The sequence below is a fragment of the Anabaena sphaerica FACHB-251 genome, from assembly GCF_014696825.1.
GTDB lineage: Bacteria > Cyanobacteriota > Cyanobacteriia > Cyanobacteriales > Nostocaceae > RDYJ01.
In genome coordinates this window covers 1-19,603 of sequence record NZ_JACJQU010000027.1, presented here as the reverse complement: position 1 = coordinate 19,603, position 19,603 = coordinate 1, and the positions used below count along the sequence as shown (strand labels likewise).

Annotated in this window: 16 protein-coding genes and 1 pseudogene; 10 read left to right on the top strand and 7 right to left on the bottom strand. The window is 37.4% G+C overall.

Annotated elements, in window-relative coordinates:
• Window positions 1–66: 66 nt before the first annotated feature.
• The 5 genes from H6G06_RS25000 to H6G06_RS24975 form a co-directional block, all read right to left on the bottom strand.
• Entirely contained in the window at window positions 67–555 is a 489-nt protein-coding gene (locus tag H6G06_RS25000; protein ID WP_190564765.1) for a hypothetical protein, read from the bottom strand.
• 348 nt (window positions 556–903) lie between these two features.
• Entirely contained in the window at window positions 904–3,489 is a 2,586-nt protein-coding gene (locus H6G06_RS24995) for a GAF domain-containing protein (protein ID WP_190564764.1), read from the bottom strand.
• A gap of 1,744 nt (window positions 3,490–5,233) precedes the next feature.
• Window positions 5,234–5,743: an orange carotenoid protein N-terminal domain-containing protein gene (locus H6G06_RS24985; RefSeq protein ID WP_190564762.1), complete on the bottom strand. Its 510-nt coding sequence runs from the start codon at window positions 5,741–5,743 to the stop codon at window positions 5,234–5,236.
• Between the two features lie 680 nt (window positions 5,744–6,423).
• Window positions 6,424–6,915, bottom strand: a complete 492-nt coding sequence (locus H6G06_RS24980) for an orange carotenoid protein N-terminal domain-containing protein (protein ID WP_190564797.1) — start codon at window positions 6,913–6,915, stop codon at window positions 6,424–6,426.
• Between the two features lie 471 nt (window positions 6,916–7,386).
• The gene (locus H6G06_RS24975) at window positions 7,387–7,809 is read right to left on the bottom strand and encodes a DUF6335 family protein (protein ID WP_190564761.1); all 423 of its coding nucleotides are present in this window, start codon (window positions 7,807–7,809) and stop codon (window positions 7,387–7,389) included.
• A 313-nt stretch (window positions 7,810–8,122) separates the two neighbouring features.
• Here H6G06_RS24975 and H6G06_RS24970 point away from each other — a divergent pair, with 313 nt between their 5' ends.
• The 9 genes from H6G06_RS24970 (at window position 8,123) to H6G06_RS24930 (ending at window position 14,823) form a co-directional block, all read left to right on the top strand.
• The gene (locus H6G06_RS24970) at window positions 8,123–8,524 is read left to right on the top strand and encodes a DUF2267 domain-containing protein (protein ID WP_190564760.1); all 402 of its coding nucleotides are present in this window, start codon (window positions 8,123–8,125) and stop codon (window positions 8,522–8,524) included.
• A 73-nt stretch (window positions 8,525–8,597) separates the two neighbouring features.
• Window positions 8,598–9,695 (top strand): DJ-1/PfpI/YhbO family deglycase/protease, encoded by a 1,098-nt coding sequence (locus H6G06_RS24965; RefSeq protein ID WP_190564759.1) that lies wholly within the window; start codon window positions 8,598–8,600, stop codon window positions 9,693–9,695.
• Window positions 9,696–9,776: 81 nt separating this feature from the next.
• Window positions 9,777–10,187, top strand: coding sequence for a hypothetical protein (locus H6G06_RS24960; RefSeq protein ID WP_190564758.1), 411 nt, complete (start codon window positions 9,777–9,779; stop codon window positions 10,185–10,187).
• Between the two features lie 220 nt (window positions 10,188–10,407).
• Window positions 10,408–10,749: a cupin domain-containing protein gene (locus H6G06_RS24955; protein ID WP_190564757.1), complete on the top strand. Its 342-nt coding sequence runs from the start codon at window positions 10,408–10,410 to the stop codon at window positions 10,747–10,749.
• A gap of 137 nt (window positions 10,750–10,886) precedes the next feature.
• The gene (gene ureE / locus H6G06_RS24950) at window positions 10,887–11,333 is read left to right on the top strand and encodes an urease accessory protein UreE (RefSeq protein WP_190564796.1); all 447 of its coding nucleotides are present in this window, start codon (window positions 10,887–10,889) and stop codon (window positions 11,331–11,333) included.
• Window positions 11,308–11,997 (top strand): urease accessory protein UreF, encoded by a 690-nt coding sequence (locus tag H6G06_RS24945; protein WP_190564756.1) that lies wholly within the window; start codon window positions 11,308–11,310, stop codon window positions 11,995–11,997. Before ureE ends, H6G06_RS24945 begins: the two co-directional genes overlap by 26 nt.
• A 101-nt stretch (window positions 11,998–12,098) precedes the next feature.
• Entirely contained in the window at window positions 12,099–12,695 is a 597-nt protein-coding gene (gene ureG / locus H6G06_RS24940; RefSeq protein WP_190564795.1) for an urease accessory protein UreG, read from the top strand.
• Between the two features lie 351 nt (window positions 12,696–13,046).
• On the top strand, window positions 13,047–13,808 hold the full coding sequence (locus tag H6G06_RS24935) for a lipase family protein (RefSeq protein WP_190564755.1): 762 nt from the start codon (window positions 13,047–13,049) through the stop codon (window positions 13,806–13,808).
• Between the two features lie 49 nt (window positions 13,809–13,857).
• A complete protein-coding gene (locus H6G06_RS24930) occupies window positions 13,858–14,823 on the top strand; it encodes an acetamidase/formamidase family protein (RefSeq protein WP_190564754.1) in 966 nt (321 codons plus the stop codon).
• A 336-nt stretch (window positions 14,824–15,159) separates the two neighbouring features.
• On the opposite strand, the pseudogene H6G06_RS24925 reads toward H6G06_RS24930, so the two are convergent.
• Window positions 15,160–15,736: pseudogene (locus H6G06_RS24925) on the bottom strand (Uma2 family endonuclease).
• 27 nt (window positions 15,737–15,763) lie between these two features.
• Entirely contained in the window at window positions 15,764–17,677 is a 1,914-nt protein-coding gene (gene dnaG / locus H6G06_RS24920; protein ID WP_190564753.1) for a DNA primase, read from the bottom strand.
• A 262-nt stretch (window positions 17,678–17,939) separates the two neighbouring features.
• Between dnaG and tftA the strand changes: the two genes are divergently transcribed.
• Window positions 17,940–19,292, top strand: coding sequence for a hormogonium tapered terminus morphoprotein TftA (gene tftA / locus H6G06_RS24915; RefSeq protein ID WP_190564752.1), 1,353 nt, complete (start codon window positions 17,940–17,942; stop codon window positions 19,290–19,292).
• The last annotated feature ends 311 nt before the right edge of the window (window positions 19,293–19,603 follow it).

Sequence of the window (19,603 nt, the reverse complement as noted above, 5' to 3'; positions counted from 1 at the left end):
GCCACGCTGTGCTATCAGGAGTCAGAAGAAGAAGTAATTTCTCCCCGGCTCCTCTGCTCCTCTAGTTCAAGCTTCCCGCCAGCACCAATTTAAAAGCATACCCCCTGCTACCAATTTCAATACTTCCAGTAGAAAATAACTACCATGTAGTAAATTCATGGTTTCGGGAACTGCACTTGCGGCCGCAAATAAACTTAAATTGCTTCCCACAGCGCACATTTGCGGGGTTAAAAAATAAGTGTCTAATAAAGCTGCTGTTAGCAGAAGGCAAGATAAAAATATACTGCCCAAACGCCAATTAGATTTAGCTTTACCCATAGCCAGCACAGCAGTCAAGATTACAGCCGCAGATAGTAATTCTAAGCGATTAAAATTCCAAAAAATCGCATATCCTGCTGTAGTAAAACTCGTTTCATTCATCATGCCAGAAACGTAAAGACTAGGCATAATTACCCAATCTAAAACCAGGCTGGCACTGAGCCAAAAGCCCAAAGTCAACATCATGGCGGTTTGCCAAGTTGACCGTTTAAATTCAAAGTTAGAAATAGCGTTCATAAGAATAATTGCTTTGTTGTATTCCTAGTTTCTAACTCAAAGAAAGACTTTGACAACAAATAGCAATTAACTGTTACAAACTAGACTATATGCAACATTTTTAAGATCATTTTTGAAGTTATTTATCTTAAAATTTTAAGTTTAATTACAAAATGCTAAGAACAATTAAAAAGTCCAAACTTAGGCTAATCAAAGGTAAGATTAAGTCTAGTATGGCTAAATTTTGGAAATTAATTCGGTAAGTAATCGGGCTATTTATTTAATTAATTCATCAATTTTTCTATGGTGCGTCAGGCAAAAAGCCATAGCACACCATACAGATGGGGCATTTATCCCAGTCAACAAAGCTTATTTTTCATTAAATGTCCAAACACCATCATCCCAAGTTACATCTGATGGGGGTGATTGTAACCAATGCTGACAACGACCTAGATATAACATAGAGGCTTTGTCATTATTATCAGCAGTTAAAGCTTTAACAAACTCAGTTTGAGCAAGTGCGAACTGACGTTTGAGATAATATTCACGTCCTTTATGATAATGCTCTATTAATTCTTGCTTGGTATCACTAATGGGATCAGAACGCAACCCGATTAATTCATAGATGGATACAGGCTCATTTCTGCCTTTGACACGAATGAAATCAAGTTCCCTAGCCCAAATATTATCGTGACAGAATTTATATGTATTGTCGCTGATAATAATATCGCAACCATACTGTTTACTTACACTTTCTAATCGGGAACCAAGGTTAACACCATCACCAATAGCAGTAAATTCCATCCGCTTACTAGAGCCGATATTGCCACTAATGACGATATCAGAATTAATGCCGATGCCAATTTTGATTCTTGCTTCATTAGCGGCTTCACGACGTTCATTTAATTCGATTAACCGATGGCGCATTTCTAGAGAAGTTTCTACTGCCATGCGTGCGTGTTCTGCCAAGGGTAGGGGAGAACCAAAGACAGCCATAATAGCATCACCGATATATTTATCAAGAGTGCCTTTATGTTTAAAGACGGCTTCTACCATTGATTCAAAATATTCGTTGAGCATACCCACTACTTGTTCAGCTTGCATATTTTCTGTGAGAGTGGTATAGCCACGAATATCTGAGAATAAAATAGTAACTTCTTTGCGATCGCCTCCTAGTTTAGCATCATCTAATTTGAGTAATTCTTCTGCCAACTCCTGAGTCATGTAACGGTACATAGTGCTTTTCAGACGCTTCTCATCGCTGATATCATCCATTACCACCAATGCGCCACACACCTTATTGTCGTCCCCAGCATCAGCAATGGTGTTGAGTGATAAATTAACGCTGTGCTGTTCTTGGGTTGTAGTGAGGAGTGTCCGATCTGGATAGTATTGCTGGGTATCTTTGAGATCCTTTGCCGCTAAAGCATCTGCAAACCACTTGCTAAAATCTCCCTCTTTGATATTGACAACATTACTAACCAGTTGCCCTTCTAAACGTGCTTCTGGAGAATACCCTAGCAACCGTTTAGCACTTTCATTAGCGGTGATAATATATCCAGCTTTATTGGAAGAAATTACACCATTAGAAAGACTTCGCAAAATGTCCCGCTGCATTTGTTCTTGTTGTTTGACTTTGGCAAACAATTGGGCATTTTGTAAAGCCACCCCAGCTTGAATATTAAAAGCTTCCATAAACATTTCATCATTGCTATCAAAACTAGCTTGGAAGCATTCAGGAGGTTGAGGCCAAAGGTCAGGATTATAAGGTGGAAAATCTCCTACTTTCTTTTTATTAACTAATTGCGTGACACCAATCAAATCTTGATCACTGTTAAATACTGGCATACACAACAAACTACAAGTGCGATAGCCATTTTCTTGATCCATTTTTTGAGCAGTTTGTGAATCTGGATGCTCATATAAATCACAGGGAATATTTAACGTTTTCCCAGATACACCAACTATCCCCGCAAAGCCTTTACCTAAGGGTACTCTTAATTCTTTAGTTGTGCCATTATCTTGAGTAATTTTTGTCCATAAGTCATGGCGATCATGATCTATTAACCACAGGGTACTGCGATCAGCATTCATCAATACCTTCGCTTCGTCCATTACCCGTTTTAGGGTATCTTCTAAATCCAGACTACTTTGACTAAGAGACTTAATTGCTTTCATCAAAGCTGCTGCGGCCCGTTGTTTTTGGGTGGCAATATAAAAGGATCGAGACGATTCTAAAATCAGGCGAATTGAAGGAGCAAAATCCTGGAATAATTTTTCATCAGCACTCGTAAACCCCTTGGTATCAATGCGTTCTGCCAGGGGATCATCGGGATTATGTAGATATTTTAATTTATTTAATAATTGAACTACCGCTACTAATTCTTCATTTTCATTTAATAGCGGTAAAGCCAACATTGTGTAGGTACGGTAGCCATTTCTTTTGTCTTGTTCTTGAGCAAATTTCGACCGTCCATCCTTATAAAAATCAAAAGGAATATTGATTACTTGCCTCAAAGTCGCAACTTCACCTGCAATACCTTTATCAGCAGGAATCCGAATTTCTAATGGCCGCTTACCTTCCCCCTCAGCTAAAATAGACCAGAGTTCTTGCTTTTCTTCATCTAACAAAAATATGGTTGTCCGATCTGCTCCTAGTAATTCCCCTGTTTTCAGAGTAATCGAATGCAGCATTTCCTGGAGAATTGTTTCAAAACCTTGATAATCCAACATTGACAAGGTTTCATTAACAATCCGTAATTTATGCTCAACTTCCCGAACCACCTCTTTAAAAGTATCTTGCGTTAAGGGAGCAAGAAACTGAGAAATAGTTCCTTTTCTGGTAGCCAGACTAACTACAGGTGAAGAGTTTGTTTGTACATGGTATGTTTCTTGGTTGTTAACACCAATCATCAAATCAATTGTCTCTTCAGCATTTGGGTTGTGGGCTGACATAACTTTATTTGCTATAGTAGGATTTAGAATTTACGAAAGCTGAATTGGAACAGGAAATTTATTATGTTACGTTTTAGTTGTAACTATCATTGCTTCATAGTATACCCTGATTGTTAATTGATTGTTTAGCCAGGGTGAGCCGTTGGAAAATAGAAACTAAAAAATTGATAATTCAAATTAGAGTTAAAAACTACTTGCATTGTTACCAATCCCATGTGTGAAAGCAGAAAGGTTTACCAATCATTATATAGTAATATTAATCAGCTTTTAAACCTCTTCATTTGTTCTTTTGATTCGACGTTTTAATCCCCGTATCAATTCTCGCAACACATCTGTTTGATTTCTACCCGTTTGTTCACAATACTCCCGGAGCAAATCTTTCTCTGGCTGGGTTAGTCTAAAAGTGATGTATATTTCAGGTTTAGGCATATTTAAGATACCTCAATTTATGGTATCTTAATTGTAGTGGATCTTCTAATTTTGCGAAAGAGCAGTAGGTGATTTTATTACAAATAGATTAAATAGCCTAAGCAGGCTAGTTATAAGTATTACTAATATAAATAAAATGCAAAATTCGTATCAATCACTTCAAAAAACTAAAATTAGATCGACTCAAGCACCTCGATAGGTATAGAGACGGATTTGCTCAAGGTATTTTGAGAGTTGAATGGTGAGCGAATTATAGACATGATTGTGTAAAATTTAACTTTGTGTGTCAACTTAGCTAGTCAATAAGCAGATGGATTAGCTGAAAATGTTTCAGTATAAATTCGCAAAATCCACTTTTAATTATTGTCTCTAATCTAGGAAGTATACTTAGAAAATAAAAAACTTTGTTTTGAGAAGAAAAATTTTGCTAAATTAAAAATTTTAGTAAAATCATAATTTTTGAATAAAAACTACATAAATCTTCATTTCTATTTATAGCATAAGACAAGAGGCAATCTTGCTCTCATGCAAGAGTAAAACCCTTGTTATTCTTTGGTTTCAAGGACTAATCATGTCCTAATTATCCTGGCTACAGCTATATACAAAAATCTTAAATTACAAAAAATAAACACCATCCGTTATCTCGTAAAAAGTAATTATAAAATCCGACAGGGTATTGACCTTGTTCAGCAATAAAAACTACTAGATTATTTACCATGAAGAATTGGCAACTTCGATTTTTGGTGGGCTTACTATGTTGTACTTTTTTAGTATTCGGATGGCAGCAGAGGGTTTTAGCTGAAAGCAATAGTAGGCCAATACTAAATTCAACCTCAAACTTTTGGTCAACAAATGTAAAGTAGAGACGTTCCGACGGAACGTCTCTACTGGTGTCAAAATAAAATTGTACAATCAGGAATCACAAGATTCTTTACCTTTTCCTCAAGCTAGAAGACACTAGACTGCTTTTTACAACACTCCTTTCATAAAAGATACTAAATCATTCTCAAACTTTTGGTCAACAAATGTAAAGTAGAGACGTTCCGACGGAACGTCTCTACTGGTGTCAAAATAAAATTGTACAATCAGGAATCACAAGATTCTTTACCCTTTCCTCAAGCTAGAAGACACTAGACTGCTTTTTACAACACTCCTTTCATAAAAGATACTAAATCATTCTCAAACTTTTGGGCAACAAATGTAAAGTAGAGACGTTCCGTCGGAACGTCTCTACTGGTGTCAAAATAAAATTGTACAATCAGGAACCACAAGATTCTTTACCCTTTCCTCAAGCTAGAAGACACTAGACTGCTTTTTACAACACTCCTTTCATAAAAGATACTAAATCATTAGTATTTAATGATTTCAGGAAGTTACCCACTTCTATCGCTGACTCAGAAAGGTGATAATCTTGGGGTATAGCAATCAATGTAGTACCCAATCTTTCTGCTAGTAAATACCAAAAAGCCAACTTAGCTTCTGTATTCATTGAACCATATTCACCAGTAGGAATTGTCGTCCCGCCTCGACTCAGTTCTACCATTGCTTTACTAGGGTGTGGATCAAGCATGACTTCATCTTGATCATTGCGAGTGGACGGCAAGATATCTCGCAAAGCATACAGCTGTTCTTCTGGAGAAAACTGCTGAATTTGTGCTACCAAATTCGCAGCCTTTTCTGTGGGCAAAAAATCTATTACATTGGCAGGAATTTGGTTGGCAATATCCGCATAGAGTAAACCCAGAACTGCCAGTTGATCATCTACATCTAACCTATTAAAAGTGGATACAGCCTGTGCTATGGGGTTAACATTCGTCGCAGTCATAAAAACCTCCAGGTTTATAACACTTGGTTCAGGAAGAATACTAATTTATCCCGATTGAGTGAGTTGAGAAAATTCACCAACTTTCTTGATTTTGCCATCAGCATATATTCCTGCTTGACATTTGCAATTATCGGTGAAGATCTTTTGGGTATTACAACCCAAAAGGCTAATTTAGATTCACTATCGAGTAACTGATAATCATGCTTAAGGTAAGCATCGACATTAGAAGGAATTTCTACTACTTATGAAGCATTTGTAATGAACTCTACATGATAGAATTTGCCATCCAAAATATTTAAATTAAACTATAAATGTTTGTCTTTATAATATAAAATAATCAATTACTGAGAACACTATAAAAAGGTAGAATCCTAATAAAAATCCCCCAAATTTAAACCAGTCCCAGGACAGATGAAGACTAATTTAAAGCCATTAAAATTAGCAAATAAGAAGCAAAGGGCGTTATGATGTAAGGGTGCAGCTGCCCCAATCACCAAAATAAAAAACACAGAGTAACAAGCATAGTGTTTACTCTGTGTTTATCTGTTTATCTTAGGACTTACGCAAGATACGACTGAAAGCCTTATTCTTGCGTAGGGGTAATTCATGAATTATCCCTACTTTCGTGCTGTTTGGCGTAAGTCCTGTATCTATTTCCAGCTATCTAAATACTATCAGACCTAAATTTCTGCTCCAGCTTTTGGTTCAGTACCCATTGGAGAAACATAATCACGGAAAAGAGTAATTTGCTGCTCAAAAGATAAATTTTTGATTCTATTGAGCAAATTTTCGGCTGCTGAGGAAAGTTGGAAATTAGGAGGCATAGTAATGATGGTCATACCTTCCATACCTTGGGCTAGTCGATACCAAAATAACAGCTTAGTGGTATCACTTAAAGAACCATATTCACGGGAAATGAGGCTATCTGTTTGATTAATTAAATCACGCTGAACTTGTAACTGTTCTTCTGCCTCTAATTGTTCAACCTGCTCAAATAAACCCTCAGCAATTTCTGAAGAAGCAGTACTGGCATAAGGTGCTGCTGGCGTAATTGAGCTACCCATTTCTTGGTAAATAAACCAAAACAAAGCTAACTGTTGATCCACATCTAATTTACGCCAAGACTGGATATGTTCACGAATAGTTGGATCACTTGTTTGTGTAAATGTCATTGCTGCTGCCATCACTATTAATTGATTATGTGATTCACCTTAACAAAAGTACAAGTATTAGGGAACCCTACTGAAGACAGATGTATCTCATCTATAAAAAAGAAGAATTAAACATAAGAACACCAAAAAAAAAGTGGGCTTGGGCGGAGTGTGTTGCCAGATTATTAGCATTTTTAATTGCATGAAAATATCAAAAGCAAAGATAAATAATGCTTGGCAAGGTTGAGGAGTTAGGATTTAGTTGCTAAATACTAAGTAGGTCGGCGTTAAAAATTGTCGTTATGACAAGACTGGAAGGAATAGGTTTTTAACAACTTTACTTTTTGTTACATACTACTCTCCGAGAAGCCGCTGCGCGTCTACGGTTTTTTTCTGCCTTTCTACTTAATTCGTCAGGATGGGGTTGAAAATAGTTAATATCAACCCCATCTATCTATCTGGGAAAATTTAAAATTCATAATTATGATTCAATTATGAATTATCTTGCTGCCGCCGTTCTTGATAATCTTCTGAAGACTTTGGCTCTAGTTCCCAACGGGCATCATCACGATGTTCTAAAATATCGTTAGTGCGAAGAAAGGCATAATCATTCATTTCTAAACCCACAGCTGCTTCTAATTCTTCAGTTACATTTTTGTCAGGAGTAGCAACAGTACCACCAACAGCTTCATCTCCTACAGTATCTTGCCAATAAGTATCAACTTCATCAGCAGCAATAGTGAATTCAGCAGGAAATTCAGGACTGCTTTCTATATACTCCTGTCTATGTTCTCGCAGCGAACGTTGACCAACATTATATCCAGGTAAGTCTTTTACGCCAGTACCATAGGATTCAGTAATTTCCTGTGGCAAATCATCAGATTTATTTTCGTGATTATTTCGTTTCTTTGTCATGATAATAGCCACTAGCTGCTTTTTTATTATAACCTTTTCACAAAATATCTTTATCTAACTAAGGATTTAATACTTTAGTTATATAAAATATATCCCCTCAGAACGAAGTGAATAATTTTATTAGATATTAATCTGGTAACTGGGAATTCATTAATATTATCTTTGGATAATTTAGGTTGAGAAAATAGCTGTTGGCGATTATTCATTATTCTCCAGGAATCAATATCTAATTCAACTAGCCTCATCTCACCTAAGTATAATAAGAAATTTTTATGAATTTTATTTTTTCAGGTTTAACAGAGGAGATTAAAAAGTGGAATATACAGAGTTCATTACCCATGTACAAAGCCTATCTCAATCAAATTCCCGTGAAGAAGCAGAAGTGGCTACTCGTGCGACATTAGAAACGGTGAGAGAACTTATTCCTAAAAATGAAGCACAAGAATTAGCTGCACAAATACCACCAGAATTAGGTGACTGTTTGCGCGGAAGAGAGATAGAAGCTAGTCAATCTTTTCACCTACAAGAGTTTATTGAACGAGCCAGTCAAAAAGAAAACATCGAACCAACTACAGCCGCAATGCACGTTCGGGCTGTTTTTGCTGTTTTACAAAATGCTGTAACTCCGGAGAAGTTCAAGAAATTTCACACCTATTTTTCACATGATTATGAGGAATTATTTACCACATCACCAACAGGTGAAATGCCAGCATAATGTGCAATTTGAGATCGATTCCTAAATCAGTTGACAAGAGCAGTTCTTAGAATTAACCAGGGAAAGAAAACCAATGATAAACAATAATCATCATTCTAGTAAGAAAAAAGTGGCAATTCTCATTGAACAAGGAGTAGAAGATTTAGAATTTATAATTCCTTGTAACGGACTAAAACAAGCGGGAATGGAGGTAGTAGTCCTGGGTTCGCGGATGAATGAAAAATATAAGGGTAAACGTGGGAAACTGAGCGTACAAGCTGATGGAACAACCACAGAAGCCATGGTTGATGAATTTGCAGCAGTTGTAATTCCTGGCGGTATGGCTCCTGATCAAATGCGGCGCAATTGTAACACAGTTTGCTTTGTTCGTGAAGCAATGAAGCAAGGCAAATTAATAGCAGCAGTATGTCACGGACCACAGGTTTTAATTGAAGGTGATTTACTTAAAGGTAAACAAGTAACTGGATTTACTGCTATTCGTAAAGACATAACCAATGCGGGTGGAAATTATCTAGATGAGCCAGTAGTGGTGGATGGTAATTTGATTACATCTCGTGAACCTGGCGACTTAGCAATTTTTACAACCGCAATTTTAAATCGTTTAGGTTATGGTGGTAAAGATGCTAATTTACCTGATGAAAAAGACACAAGTGCTGAATGGTGGAAATTAGCTGATGCTTGGGGTGGTTCCACAAAGAATGACATTGTTAAAGGTTTAAATACTGCTTTAGGTGGTGAACGTTATTCTTTAGAAGCTCTAGAAAAGTATCTAGAAAAAGAATCAGATCAGGAAGTAAAAAACCTGTTTCAAGACATGATAAGTAATAAACAGCACCACATTCAAAAGCTAGAAACTTATCTTCATCGCTTGCATGAAAAACCATCTTTTGCGGCTAATATTGCTAATCAATATGCCAAGGTACAATCTGCCTTGAGTGGCAGTGATGATATCTATCAAATCCGTTGTGCCTTGGGTGATGTGCAAACAGGGATTGGTGATATTAGCAATTTGTCTGCAATGTATACTGACCCAGTAGCAACAGCTATTTTCAAAGAAATTCACAACGATTTGGGTAAATATGAACAGCGATTAGTAGAACTTTATCGGTCACGGATAGCGGCTGATATTAAGCCTCCTAAACCTACTTCTAGTGCTGCCGTGACAATGTAAATTGTTGATTTTTTGCCCACACAAACAAGACAAATTCACCAAATTTGTCCCTCACAAACTTTAATCTCTTTAAGGATACTTATGAACGGTTTTTTCAAGAATCTACAACGTGTAATTGTACGTTTGCTAGTAATCTCTTTTGTAGCAGTTACCTTTTTCGGCTTCCAAGCTTTTAGCTCTGGTAATGCGATGCTAGTAGCACAAGCTGAGACCGTTACAACTCCAGAAGGTGTTTATTATAAAGGTACACCAGACCGAGGAGCAATAAGAAATGATCAGCAGCTAGACAATGCCCAAAGAAAACTCAAAGGAACTGCTGATAATATTAAAGAGAAACTCAATCTTGATGAACCTATTCCTGAATCTACAAGAGAGTTTTTAGAGGATGTCCGCACAAATGTGGAAAAAACCGTAGAGCCAATTACTGGAGGTAAATCTGGATATTATCAAGATAATATACCACCTGAAAGAATATTGAGAGACAAGAGATAACTCTTGGGGGGTTAGTGCATAAGGCTTACCCCCATCATGCAAATTAAATCGTAAGCATTCAGCTATAGCTTTTGTTGATCCCCATATCCCCAACTTCTGGAATCAATTCAAATTTTATTAACATGATAATCAAAGAAGTCGGGGATCATTCCATTCCTGAATGGTTACATTAAATCTTCAAAACACTTCACATTTAAGGCTTATTGCAGGCTAAACTATTATGAGTGACACCAGTGTTAAAAAAGTAGATTCTGCCTATTCCCCAACAGGTAAACTTGGTCAAAAGTATCTTGCATCCGGTAAAACTGTTTCGATGCGGCTGTGGGAAAACGAAGAACCTGGAGAGGAAAAAGTACCAACTCAACGGGAATATGAAACTGTTGGTTATGTAATTAATGGACAAGCAGAATTAGATATTGCTGGACAAACAATTTTACTAGAAGAAGGCAGTTCTTGGGTTGTACCGAAGGGAGCAATTCATTCTTATAGAATTCTGCAACCATTTACCGCTGTGGAAGCAACTAGTCCCCCGGCTCAAGTTCATGCTAGGGATGAAGATTAAACACAAAAGGCGCAGGCAAGATATAAATCCCTGACTTCTCAAAGAATTCGGGGATTTGTTTTTTGAGATTTTTGTTGTTTTGTTGCACCATCAGGGCTTAAAATTCACAAAGATATCTATAAATGATTTCCTCAATGATGCTGACGTTAACGCAACTGAAACCTCCTGATATTAATGCTGTGGTTAATTTCACTCTCCCACTCACTGCTGAAGAACGTACCCGTAGCCGTCATCGGTTTACATGGGAAGATGGGAAGGTGGTATTTTTGCGTTTACCGAGAGGCACAGTTTTACATAACGGTGATATTCTAGCAGATGAAAGTCAAAGCAATTCCATCAGAATTGTTGCTAAACCTGAACCTGTTTTAACTGTAGTTGCACACACACCTTTACTGTTATTAAGGGCTGCTTATCATTTGGGCAATCGTCATGTACCTGTGGAAATTACGCCAAATTATTTACGCTTGTCTCCCGATTCAGTTTTACTCACAATGTTGAAAAAATTGGGTTTAGAAATTAAGGAAGAAGTTGTACCTTTTCAACCAGAATTAGGAGCTTATGGAAACCATCACTCTCACTCATAGCCATTTTTTATCTATTTTACAATTGGCTAGTCCAGCTTTACCAGTGGGAGCTTATGGCTATTCGGAAGGGCTAGAAATGTTGGTGGAAAATGGCACTATTAATAATACAAATAGCCTAAAACATTGGATAGAAGCTGAGTTGAAATATGGGTCAATTCGCATAGATGCTGTAGTGATGATCAGGGCTTTAGAAGCTGCAAAAATTGGTAATTTGGAAGGTTTACAAAGATGGAATTTATGGTTATCTGCGGTGAGAGATGCAGAAGAGTTACGCGCTGCTAGTTGGCAAATGGGGCGATCGCTCATCCAATTATTAAGTAAACTTGCGCCAGAAACTGTACCATTAGCTACTGCTGTCGGCTATCCTTGCAATTATGCGATCGCTTTTGGGATTGCTTGCGCTCATTGGCAAATTAATACTCATGCTGCGTTATTAGCATATCTGCATAGTTGGGTCAATAATTTAATTACTGCTGGAGTCAAACTTATTCCCCTTGGTCAAACCGCTGGACAAGAATTATTATTGGGGTTACAAACATTATTAAATATTACAATGTCAGAAATTCTCACCTTAGAAGATGATAACCTAGCTTGTTGTAGTTGGGGCTTATCTTTAGCTAGTATGCAGCATGAAACCCAATATACAAGGTTATTTAGGAGTTAGGGGAAAAGTGACAGGAAGAAGACGCAGGGGAGCAGGGAACAGGGAGAGAAGATTTTTACCAATGACTAATGAGTAATGACTAATAACTAATGACTAATTCTATGAATGCTTTTCGAGTAGGAGTAGCTGGACCTGTAGGTTCGGGAAAAACGGCTTTGGTGGATGCTTTGTGTAAAGCATTGCGGGAAGAGTATAAATTGGCAGTCGTTACCAATGATATATATACTCAAGAGGATGCTCAGTTTTTAGTGCGTTCTCAGGCTTTGGAGAGCGATCGTATTTTAGGAGTAGAAACAGGAGGTTGTCCCCATACCGCTATTCGCGAAGATGCTTCCATGAATTTAGCCGCAATTGAACAACTAGAAGAAAAATTTATAGATTTAGACTTAGTCTTTTTAGAAAGTGGTGGTGATAATTTGGCAGCTACCTTTAGTCCCGAATTAGTAGATTTAACAATATATGTAATAGACGTTGCTGCTGGTGATAAAATTCCCCGCAAAGGTGGACCAGGTATCACTAAATCTGATTTATTAGTCATTAATAAAACTGACCTTGCACCCTATGTTGGCGCTGATTTAAAAGTGATGGAAACAGACGCAAAGAAAATGCGTGGTGATAAACCCTTTATTTTCACCAACTTAAAAACCAAAACCGGATTAGCAGATGTTATTAACTTCGTTACCACACAAATTTGCTAAACTTTGAATTTTTGGTAATTTCTTAACCTTTGTATTGATAGCCTTTTTAGTTATAGCAACTGCCAAGGTGGTTAGGACACAAACAGGCTTTCAACTTTGTCACCTGCTATATAAGTCTGACACAATTCCAGGAGATAAATCCCTGATTTCTCAAAGAAGTCGGGGACTTGAGTATTAGGTTTTTTAGTATGGGTTTGGCATTGCTAAAACTGATAACGCAGAAAATTTTTGGCTGTACTCTAGTCGTTTGTAAATAAACAATGATATGATATCCGTCAAATCACCCAAAATACAGACACGTTGCCGGAAACATCTGTATATTGGTTCACACTTTTTTATAAGGACACAGTAATGACAGTTGATTATTCCAAAGCATTCAAAATGGCAGTTTCCTGTCAGGAAATTTATCAAGACTTTTCTAAAATTGTCTTTAGCAATTGGACTGAAAAACCAATTCTCTTTAGCAAAGACACTACCGATACTCAATTTGCTATTTTAACAGATTCATCCGGAATTACTATCGTCTTCCGTGGTAGTGACTCATCTTTTGACTGGAGAACAAACTTTGATACTCGTCAGGAACATAGAGAATTTGATAAGCAAATAATTAAAGAAGAAATTGTTGCCCAAAAAGAAAAAATCTATCCATATTTAACAGAGAACAAATCAGGTTCCTTAATGCATCGTGGTTTTATCGAGGCTTACTTTTCGGTCAGAGATGATATTCATGAATATATCCGAAAGAATAATATTTCTAAGATTACCGTAACTGGACACAGTTTAGGAGGAGCATTAGCAACCTTATGTGCTGTAGATATTCAATATAATTTTAAAGCTCAATTATCCTCCGTAGAAGCCTATACATTTGGAGCGCCAAAAGTGGGAAATAATGGATTTAGCACATCTTATAATGAAAGAGTTATAAAAAGTTATCGATTTGTTCATGGCATGGATATAGTACCTGAATTACCCAGATGGTGGCAAGGATATAGTCATGTAGATAAAGAATTGCGAATCGGTTCTAGATTTAGTTTAAATTTCCTTTCTGCTCGATTTCGAGATCATGCAATCGGCGATTATATTAGTTCCCTCAAACAAAAATTAACTAGATAATTCTGGAAATCAAAAACCCCCTGTTATCAGTCGATAAGCATCTGCAAAAATGACTCACCACATTTTAAAAGCTACCAAAAAAACTGTACATTTAGGTGGCTTCTCTCATTTATTAGAACCAGCATTATTTGTTGGTTCTCATGACACAATAGACGTAGAAACATACACAGGTTATTACGTTTACGACAAAGCACCACCAGAGTTTCTCACACCAGAACTTATTGATATCTGTCAAAATTTACCACCAGAACGGAAAATAGCAGCAGGACCCCATTTACTCACCGGACCAATTTACATCCGCAATGCCGAACCAGGGGATGTTTTAGAAGTACAATTAGAGGCTATTTCACCCAGTTTATCTGTTGGTTTTAACGCTATTCGTGCAGGTTGGGGAGCATTACCACAGCAGTTTCCTCAAGCTGCATTAAGATTTATCCCCCTCGATTTAGAAAATAATTTTGCAGAATTTCCTCTAGGTTCAAATATCCAAATTCCCCTCACACCTTTTTTTGGCATTTTAGGAGTTGCTACCCCAGAAAACTCCCGTAACTCTATACCTCCAGGTGCTTATGGTGGCAACATTGACAACCGTCAATTACAAGCAGGTTCGCGGTTATTTTTACCAATATATCTTCCCGGTGCATTATTTTCTATTGGTGATGGACATTCTGCACAAGGAGATGGGGAAGTAAATGTAACTGCTCTTGAAACATCTATGAATGGCAGAATTAAACTCATACTGCGGAAAGATTTACAGTTGGCAACACCAATAGCAGAAACGCCTACAGATTTCATCACCATGGGTTTTGCAGAAACCTTAGATGATGCTTTGGAATTGGCTTTAAAGAATATGATTTATTTTCTAGAACGCTTCACCAATTTATCACCAGAAGATGCTTACGTTTTATGTAGTTTAGCGGTGAATTTTCATATCACTCAAGTTGTTAATAGTCCGCAAAAGGGGGTACATGGTATGTTGTCTAAATCAATTTTTACTAAGGTGAATTTAATTTAGTAAATCTATTAATTCTCATTCCCATACTCTGTTTAATTCTCGTTCCCATACTCTGTATGGGAATGAAGTTTGGAAGGCTCTGCCTTAAAATAAAGCAGAGGTAGAACCTCTTTAATAGCATTCCCAGTCTCAGACTGGGAACGAGATAAAAAGATAATCTATTTACTCTATTTTTTCTAAAAAGTTAATTTTATTATAAGTAACTTGGCACAATGAAATATAAAACCTCTCTCCAAACCTCTCCCCTACCAGGGGAGAGGCTTTGACTCCCCCTTCCCTAGTAGGGAAGGGGGCTGGGGGGTTAGGTTTATATTATATTTTTTAACGCCCACTTACTTACAGTTGTTTTAAAGATAATTGAAGGTTAATTGATGAAAGTTTTAAAATAGCTTCTTCTGTTTCATACTCTGTCAAAAGCCATTGATTTTCATTATTTTTGACATATTGCATTACATAATGTTGATTTTGGTCAATCATAATATATTCTTTAAATTCGGGAATTGAACGATAATAAAGAAATTTATCACCTCGGTCATAGTCTTTTGTAGATTTAGATAAGACTTCAGAAATTAATACAGGATTGGTAACTATTGTAGTGTTTGTGCCATAATAAACAGGCTCACCTACTATTACCATAACATTAGGATAAGTAAATTCCTGATAGCGTGGTATCCACAGTTTGACATCTCCAATATAAACTTCATACTTGAAATCATTATAATGCCAAATTCAGACCAGTAGCTAAATTTAATGCCAGTTTATTATGATTTGTTGTTCCCCCAGTAACAGGTATAATTTCTCCATTTCTATATTCATTTTTATACTGTGATTTTTCTTCCAGTTCTAAATATTCTTCTGGGGTATAATAGGCTGTAACTGTTTTGATTTCTTGGATATTAGTTTGCATTTTCATAGAATTAGTATACTCCCTATTATTTGATTAAAATAATTCGGCTATGGAAAATGACCTTTGTTTATCTAATACTTGTATCCGCATTTTTTCAGCATATATAGCATCTGCATAAGATTTATATTTATCTGGTTCAGCTTGTATATCTATTTTCTCCCACAGTTCCATAAAATGACGATAACGTTTTTCTCTCAAAACTATTTCCATAGAAGCTAGAGTTGCTTGCACTAATTGGGGAGTACGCAGTATATCATCATGCTTACTTTTCTCATTTAAATGAAATAAATGGGAAACTATTGCTAAATCTTCTCCTGATTCTAAATACCGATTTTGTAAATTAGAAATTAAATCAAGCTCTTCTAAGGGAAATTCTAAACTCTGTTGCCACAAAAAACGATGATGAGAAAGGCTAAATTCTAAGTTTCGCTCTTCTAATTCTTCAAATATTACTTGACGTTGTTCGGGACAATGTAAAAAAATTCGCAATAATAACGCCTCTGCTTTTTCTAATAAACTACGTTCAGTGGTTACTAGAGATAGCTTCGGCGTTTTAGACTCCTGTTTGCGAAACCGCAATGATGGAGTTTGCACACTAGCGGGTGCAATTTGAGTTAGTAGGTTCTCAACTCGTAGGGGTATAAGTCTAGCGTCCCCTAAGCTGAGTATTTCTGCACAGTAGGAAATATAGTAATTAAGAGTATCACTATTAACTATATTTTGCAAGAGTTTGACTATTTCTTGTGTAACTTTTTGAAAATCAGTGGCTTGTCTCAAGTCTCTGTCTTTAATAATCTCCCCAATCTGCCAATTTAACCACAGTGGTGCATCTGCCAATAGTTGCTGATATTCGTCTGCTGTATGACTATGTAAGTATTCATCAGCATCTTTACCATCGGGGATGTTAAGAATTTTTAACTGCACTTCGCCTTTATATGCTAGTGTAGCAATTTCACCAATGGCTCTTTCTGCGGCATTGGTTCCGGCTTTATCTGCATCAAAATTGAGTATTAATTGTTTTGAATCTGTGTAACGCAATAACAGACGAACTTGTTCTATACTTAAGGCTGTACCAAGGGAAGCAACGGCGTTATTAATTCCGGCTGCATGAAGAGCGATCGCATCAAAATATCCCTCTACCACTACTGCTTGATCCGATTTAGAAATCCCCTCTTTGGCTTGATCTAAAGCAAATAAAGTTTTACCTTTACTAAATAATTCTGTTTCTGGAGAATTTAAATATTTTGGTTGTTCTTCAGTTAAAGTTCTCCCACCAAAAGCAATTACTCTTCCTTGAACATCGCGGATAGGAATCATGAGCCTATCTCGGAATACATCATAATAACCGCCCCCTTCTTTTCGGGGTTTAATCAAACCCGCTTTTTCCACCAACTGCACTGGATAATGTTTATCTTCCACCAAATACCGATGCAAGGTTTCCCAACCTGCGGGAGCATAACCTAAACCAAATTGTTGAATTGTTTCTGCTTTTAGTTGACGATGCTGTTGTAAATATTGCATCGCCTTTTGTCCCAAGCTTTGTCTAAGAGCGTGTTGATAGAATTGGGCTGTAGAAGCTAAAACTTCATATAACTGCTCACGCAAAGACAACTGACGCTGTAATTCTTGTCTTTGTTCAGGTTCTAAGGTTTTTACAGGTACTTGGTAACGCCGTGCTAAATCTAGCACTACTTCCGTAAACTGGCGTTTACCCAAATCCATGACAAACTTAATCGCGTTACCTCCAGCTTGACAACCGAAGCAATAATACATCTGCTTGCTGGGACTGACTGTAAAACTGGGGCTTTTTTCATCATGAAAAGGGCATAACCCAACAAAATCCTTTCCGCGCTTCCGTAAGACTACGTACTCCGAGACTACATCGACAATATCAGTCCGGTGTTTAACTTCTTCAATTGTGTCTGGATGTAAGCGGGGTATTTGCATAGGACTGGGGACTGGGGACTGGGGACTGGGGACTGGGGACTGGGGACTGGGGACTGGGGACTGGGGACTGGCGACTGGGAACTGGGAACTGGGGACTGGGAAGAGGTATTTACCAATGACTAATGACTAATGACTCATAACTAATGACTCATAACTAATGACTCATAACCAATGACCACTGACTTATTATAATTCTTGTTCCTAGACCCAAAATAATCGCTAAAATTGCATACGCTGGAGCTTAACAACGGGAATAATCAAAATGGGACGTATTTTTATTTCAGCCGCGCATGGAGGCAGGGAAGCAGGCGGAATTGATCCCGGTGCGATCGCAGGTGGTACAACTGAAGCCAAAGAAATGATTATGTTGCGGGATTTGATTGTAACAGAACTCAGGGCGCGTACTGTCGAAGTTTTAGCTGTTCCTGATGATTTAAGTGCAGCCGAAACTATCACCTGGATTAATTCTCGCGCTCGTTCCATTGATGTGGCTGTAGAAATTGAAGCTGATGCTGCTAGTAGTCCTACGCTAAGGGGAGCGAGTGTTTTTTATATTGCTAACAATGATCAACGCAAGCAAAATGCAGAAATGTTGCTGATGGGATTGTTGCGCCGTGTCCCTCAATTACCTAATCGCGGAGTTAGACCAGATACAGATAGCGGCTTAGGTAGTTTGCAATTCTGTCGCCGAACCACTCTTCCGGCTTTAGTCATGCAAGTAGGCTTTCTCAGCAGTCCCGATGATCGTAATTTGTTACAAACTCGTCGTCGTGATTTTGCTTTAGGAATTGTTGATGGATTAATAGCTTGGAGTCGAGGAGTTGATCCTAATCCAGGAACTCCTGTAGAAGCAAATTATCCGCCAATTAATATTAACATTAATGGGCAAAATTATCCAGAACAAGGGGTATTAATTAATGGAAATTCTTATATTCCCATTGATTTAGTAGATCGTTTGCGGATTGATTTATCAAAAGCGCCTAATGTTAACCGTGTTACCTATCGGCGTGTAGTTTATATCAAAGCCATTGAACTGCGAGATTTTAATATTTCTATTGCCTGGGATAGTGCGACTAAAACTCTTCAACTCCGCTCAATTTTAACCATTTGTCCCGGACAAATTGAACAAATTATTTCTAATGGCAATACCACAGAACTACAGCTACAACTATTTTTGAGGAATAACAATGAAAATGCTCTGGTACAGTTCCCCGATCTTCCCAAACTTTATCGAGAAGAAGCAACTCTGGAAGGTGTAAATCATGATATTGCCTTTTCTCAAATGTGTCTAGAAACTGGATTTTTAAGATTTGGTACTGATGTTAAACCTCAACAAAATAACTTTGCAGGTTTAGGAGCAATCGGTGGTGGATCACAAGCAGCATCTTTTCCTAGTGCCAGAATTGGTGTGAGGGCGCATATCCAACATTTAAAAGCCTACGCTAGTTTAGAACCTTTGGTACAGCAGGAGGTAGATCCCCGGTTTAGATTTGTGACTAGGGGTGTTGCTCCTTCTGTTGATCAACTATCAGGAAGATGGTCTGCAGATTTAGATTATGGCACTAAGATTAAAGCCATTTTTAAAAGACTTTATGAATCAGCAAAATTGATTTGAGAAGGCAGGAGTCAGGAGGCAGGAGGGAGAACAAATATTACTAATTACCAATCACCAATTAAGTAACTTGGCACAATTAAATATAAAACCTCTCTCCAAACCTCTCCCCTACCAGGGGAGAGGCTTTGACTCCCCCTTCCCTACTAGGGAAGGGGGCTGGGGGGTTAGGTTTATATTATATTTTTTAACGCCCACTTACTTACTCCTTTAATACCAATTTAATATGAAGCTGCATATAATAGAGAAAACAAACTTGATAAATCAAAATAACCATGAGCCGTACTTTTAAAATTGAAATAGCAGAGAGTGAA

What these genes read in the sequence shown, in the direction of transcription:
- H6G06_RS24935 (WP_190564755.1), top strand. Translation starts at nt 13,047, where the DNA reads ATGACAGTTGATTATTCCAAAGCATTCAAAATGGCAGTTTCCTGTCAG.
- ureG (WP_190564795.1), top strand. Translation starts at nt 12,099, where the DNA reads ATGAATGCTTTTCGAGTAGGAGTAGCTGGACCTGTAGGTTCGGGAAAA.
- H6G06_RS24975 (WP_190564761.1), bottom strand. Translation starts at nt 7,809, where the DNA reads ATGACAAAGAAACGAAATAATCACGAAAATAAATCTGATGATTTGCCA.
- H6G06_RS25000 (WP_190564765.1), bottom strand. Translation starts at nt 555, where the DNA reads ATGAACGCTATTTCTAACTTTGAATTTAAACGGTCAACTTGGCAAACC.
- H6G06_RS24980 (WP_190564797.1), bottom strand. Translation starts at nt 6,915, where the DNA reads ATGACATTTACACAAACAAGTGATCCAACTATTCGTGAACATATCCAG.
- H6G06_RS24930 (WP_190564754.1), top strand. Translation starts at nt 13,858, where the DNA reads ATGACTCACCACATTTTAAAAGCTACCAAAAAAACTGTACATTTAGGT.
- ureE (WP_190564796.1), top strand. Translation starts at nt 10,887, where the DNA reads ATGCTGACGTTAACGCAACTGAAACCTCCTGATATTAATGCTGTGGTT.
- H6G06_RS24985 (WP_190564762.1), bottom strand. Translation starts at nt 5,743, where the DNA reads ATGACTGCGACGAATGTTAACCCCATAGCACAGGCTGTATCCACTTTT.
- H6G06_RS24965 (WP_190564759.1), top strand. Translation starts at nt 8,598, where the DNA reads ATGATAAACAATAATCATCATTCTAGTAAGAAAAAAGTGGCAATTCTC.
- H6G06_RS24995 (WP_190564764.1), bottom strand. Translation starts at nt 3,489, where the DNA reads ATGTCAGCCCACAACCCAAATGCTGAAGAGACAATTGATTTGATGATT.
- H6G06_RS24960 (WP_190564758.1), top strand. Translation starts at nt 9,777, where the DNA reads ATGAACGGTTTTTTCAAGAATCTACAACGTGTAATTGTACGTTTGCTA.
- H6G06_RS24955 (WP_190564757.1), top strand. Translation starts at nt 10,408, where the DNA reads ATGAGTGACACCAGTGTTAAAAAAGTAGATTCTGCCTATTCCCCAACA.
- tftA (WP_190564752.1), top strand. Translation starts at nt 17,940, where the DNA reads ATGGGACGTATTTTTATTTCAGCCGCGCATGGAGGCAGGGAAGCAGGC.
- H6G06_RS24945 (WP_190564756.1), top strand. Translation starts at nt 11,308, where the DNA reads ATGGAAACCATCACTCTCACTCATAGCCATTTTTTATCTATTTTACAA.
- dnaG (WP_190564753.1), bottom strand. Translation starts at nt 17,677, where the DNA reads ATGCAAATACCCCGCTTACATCCAGACACAATTGAAGAAGTTAAACAC.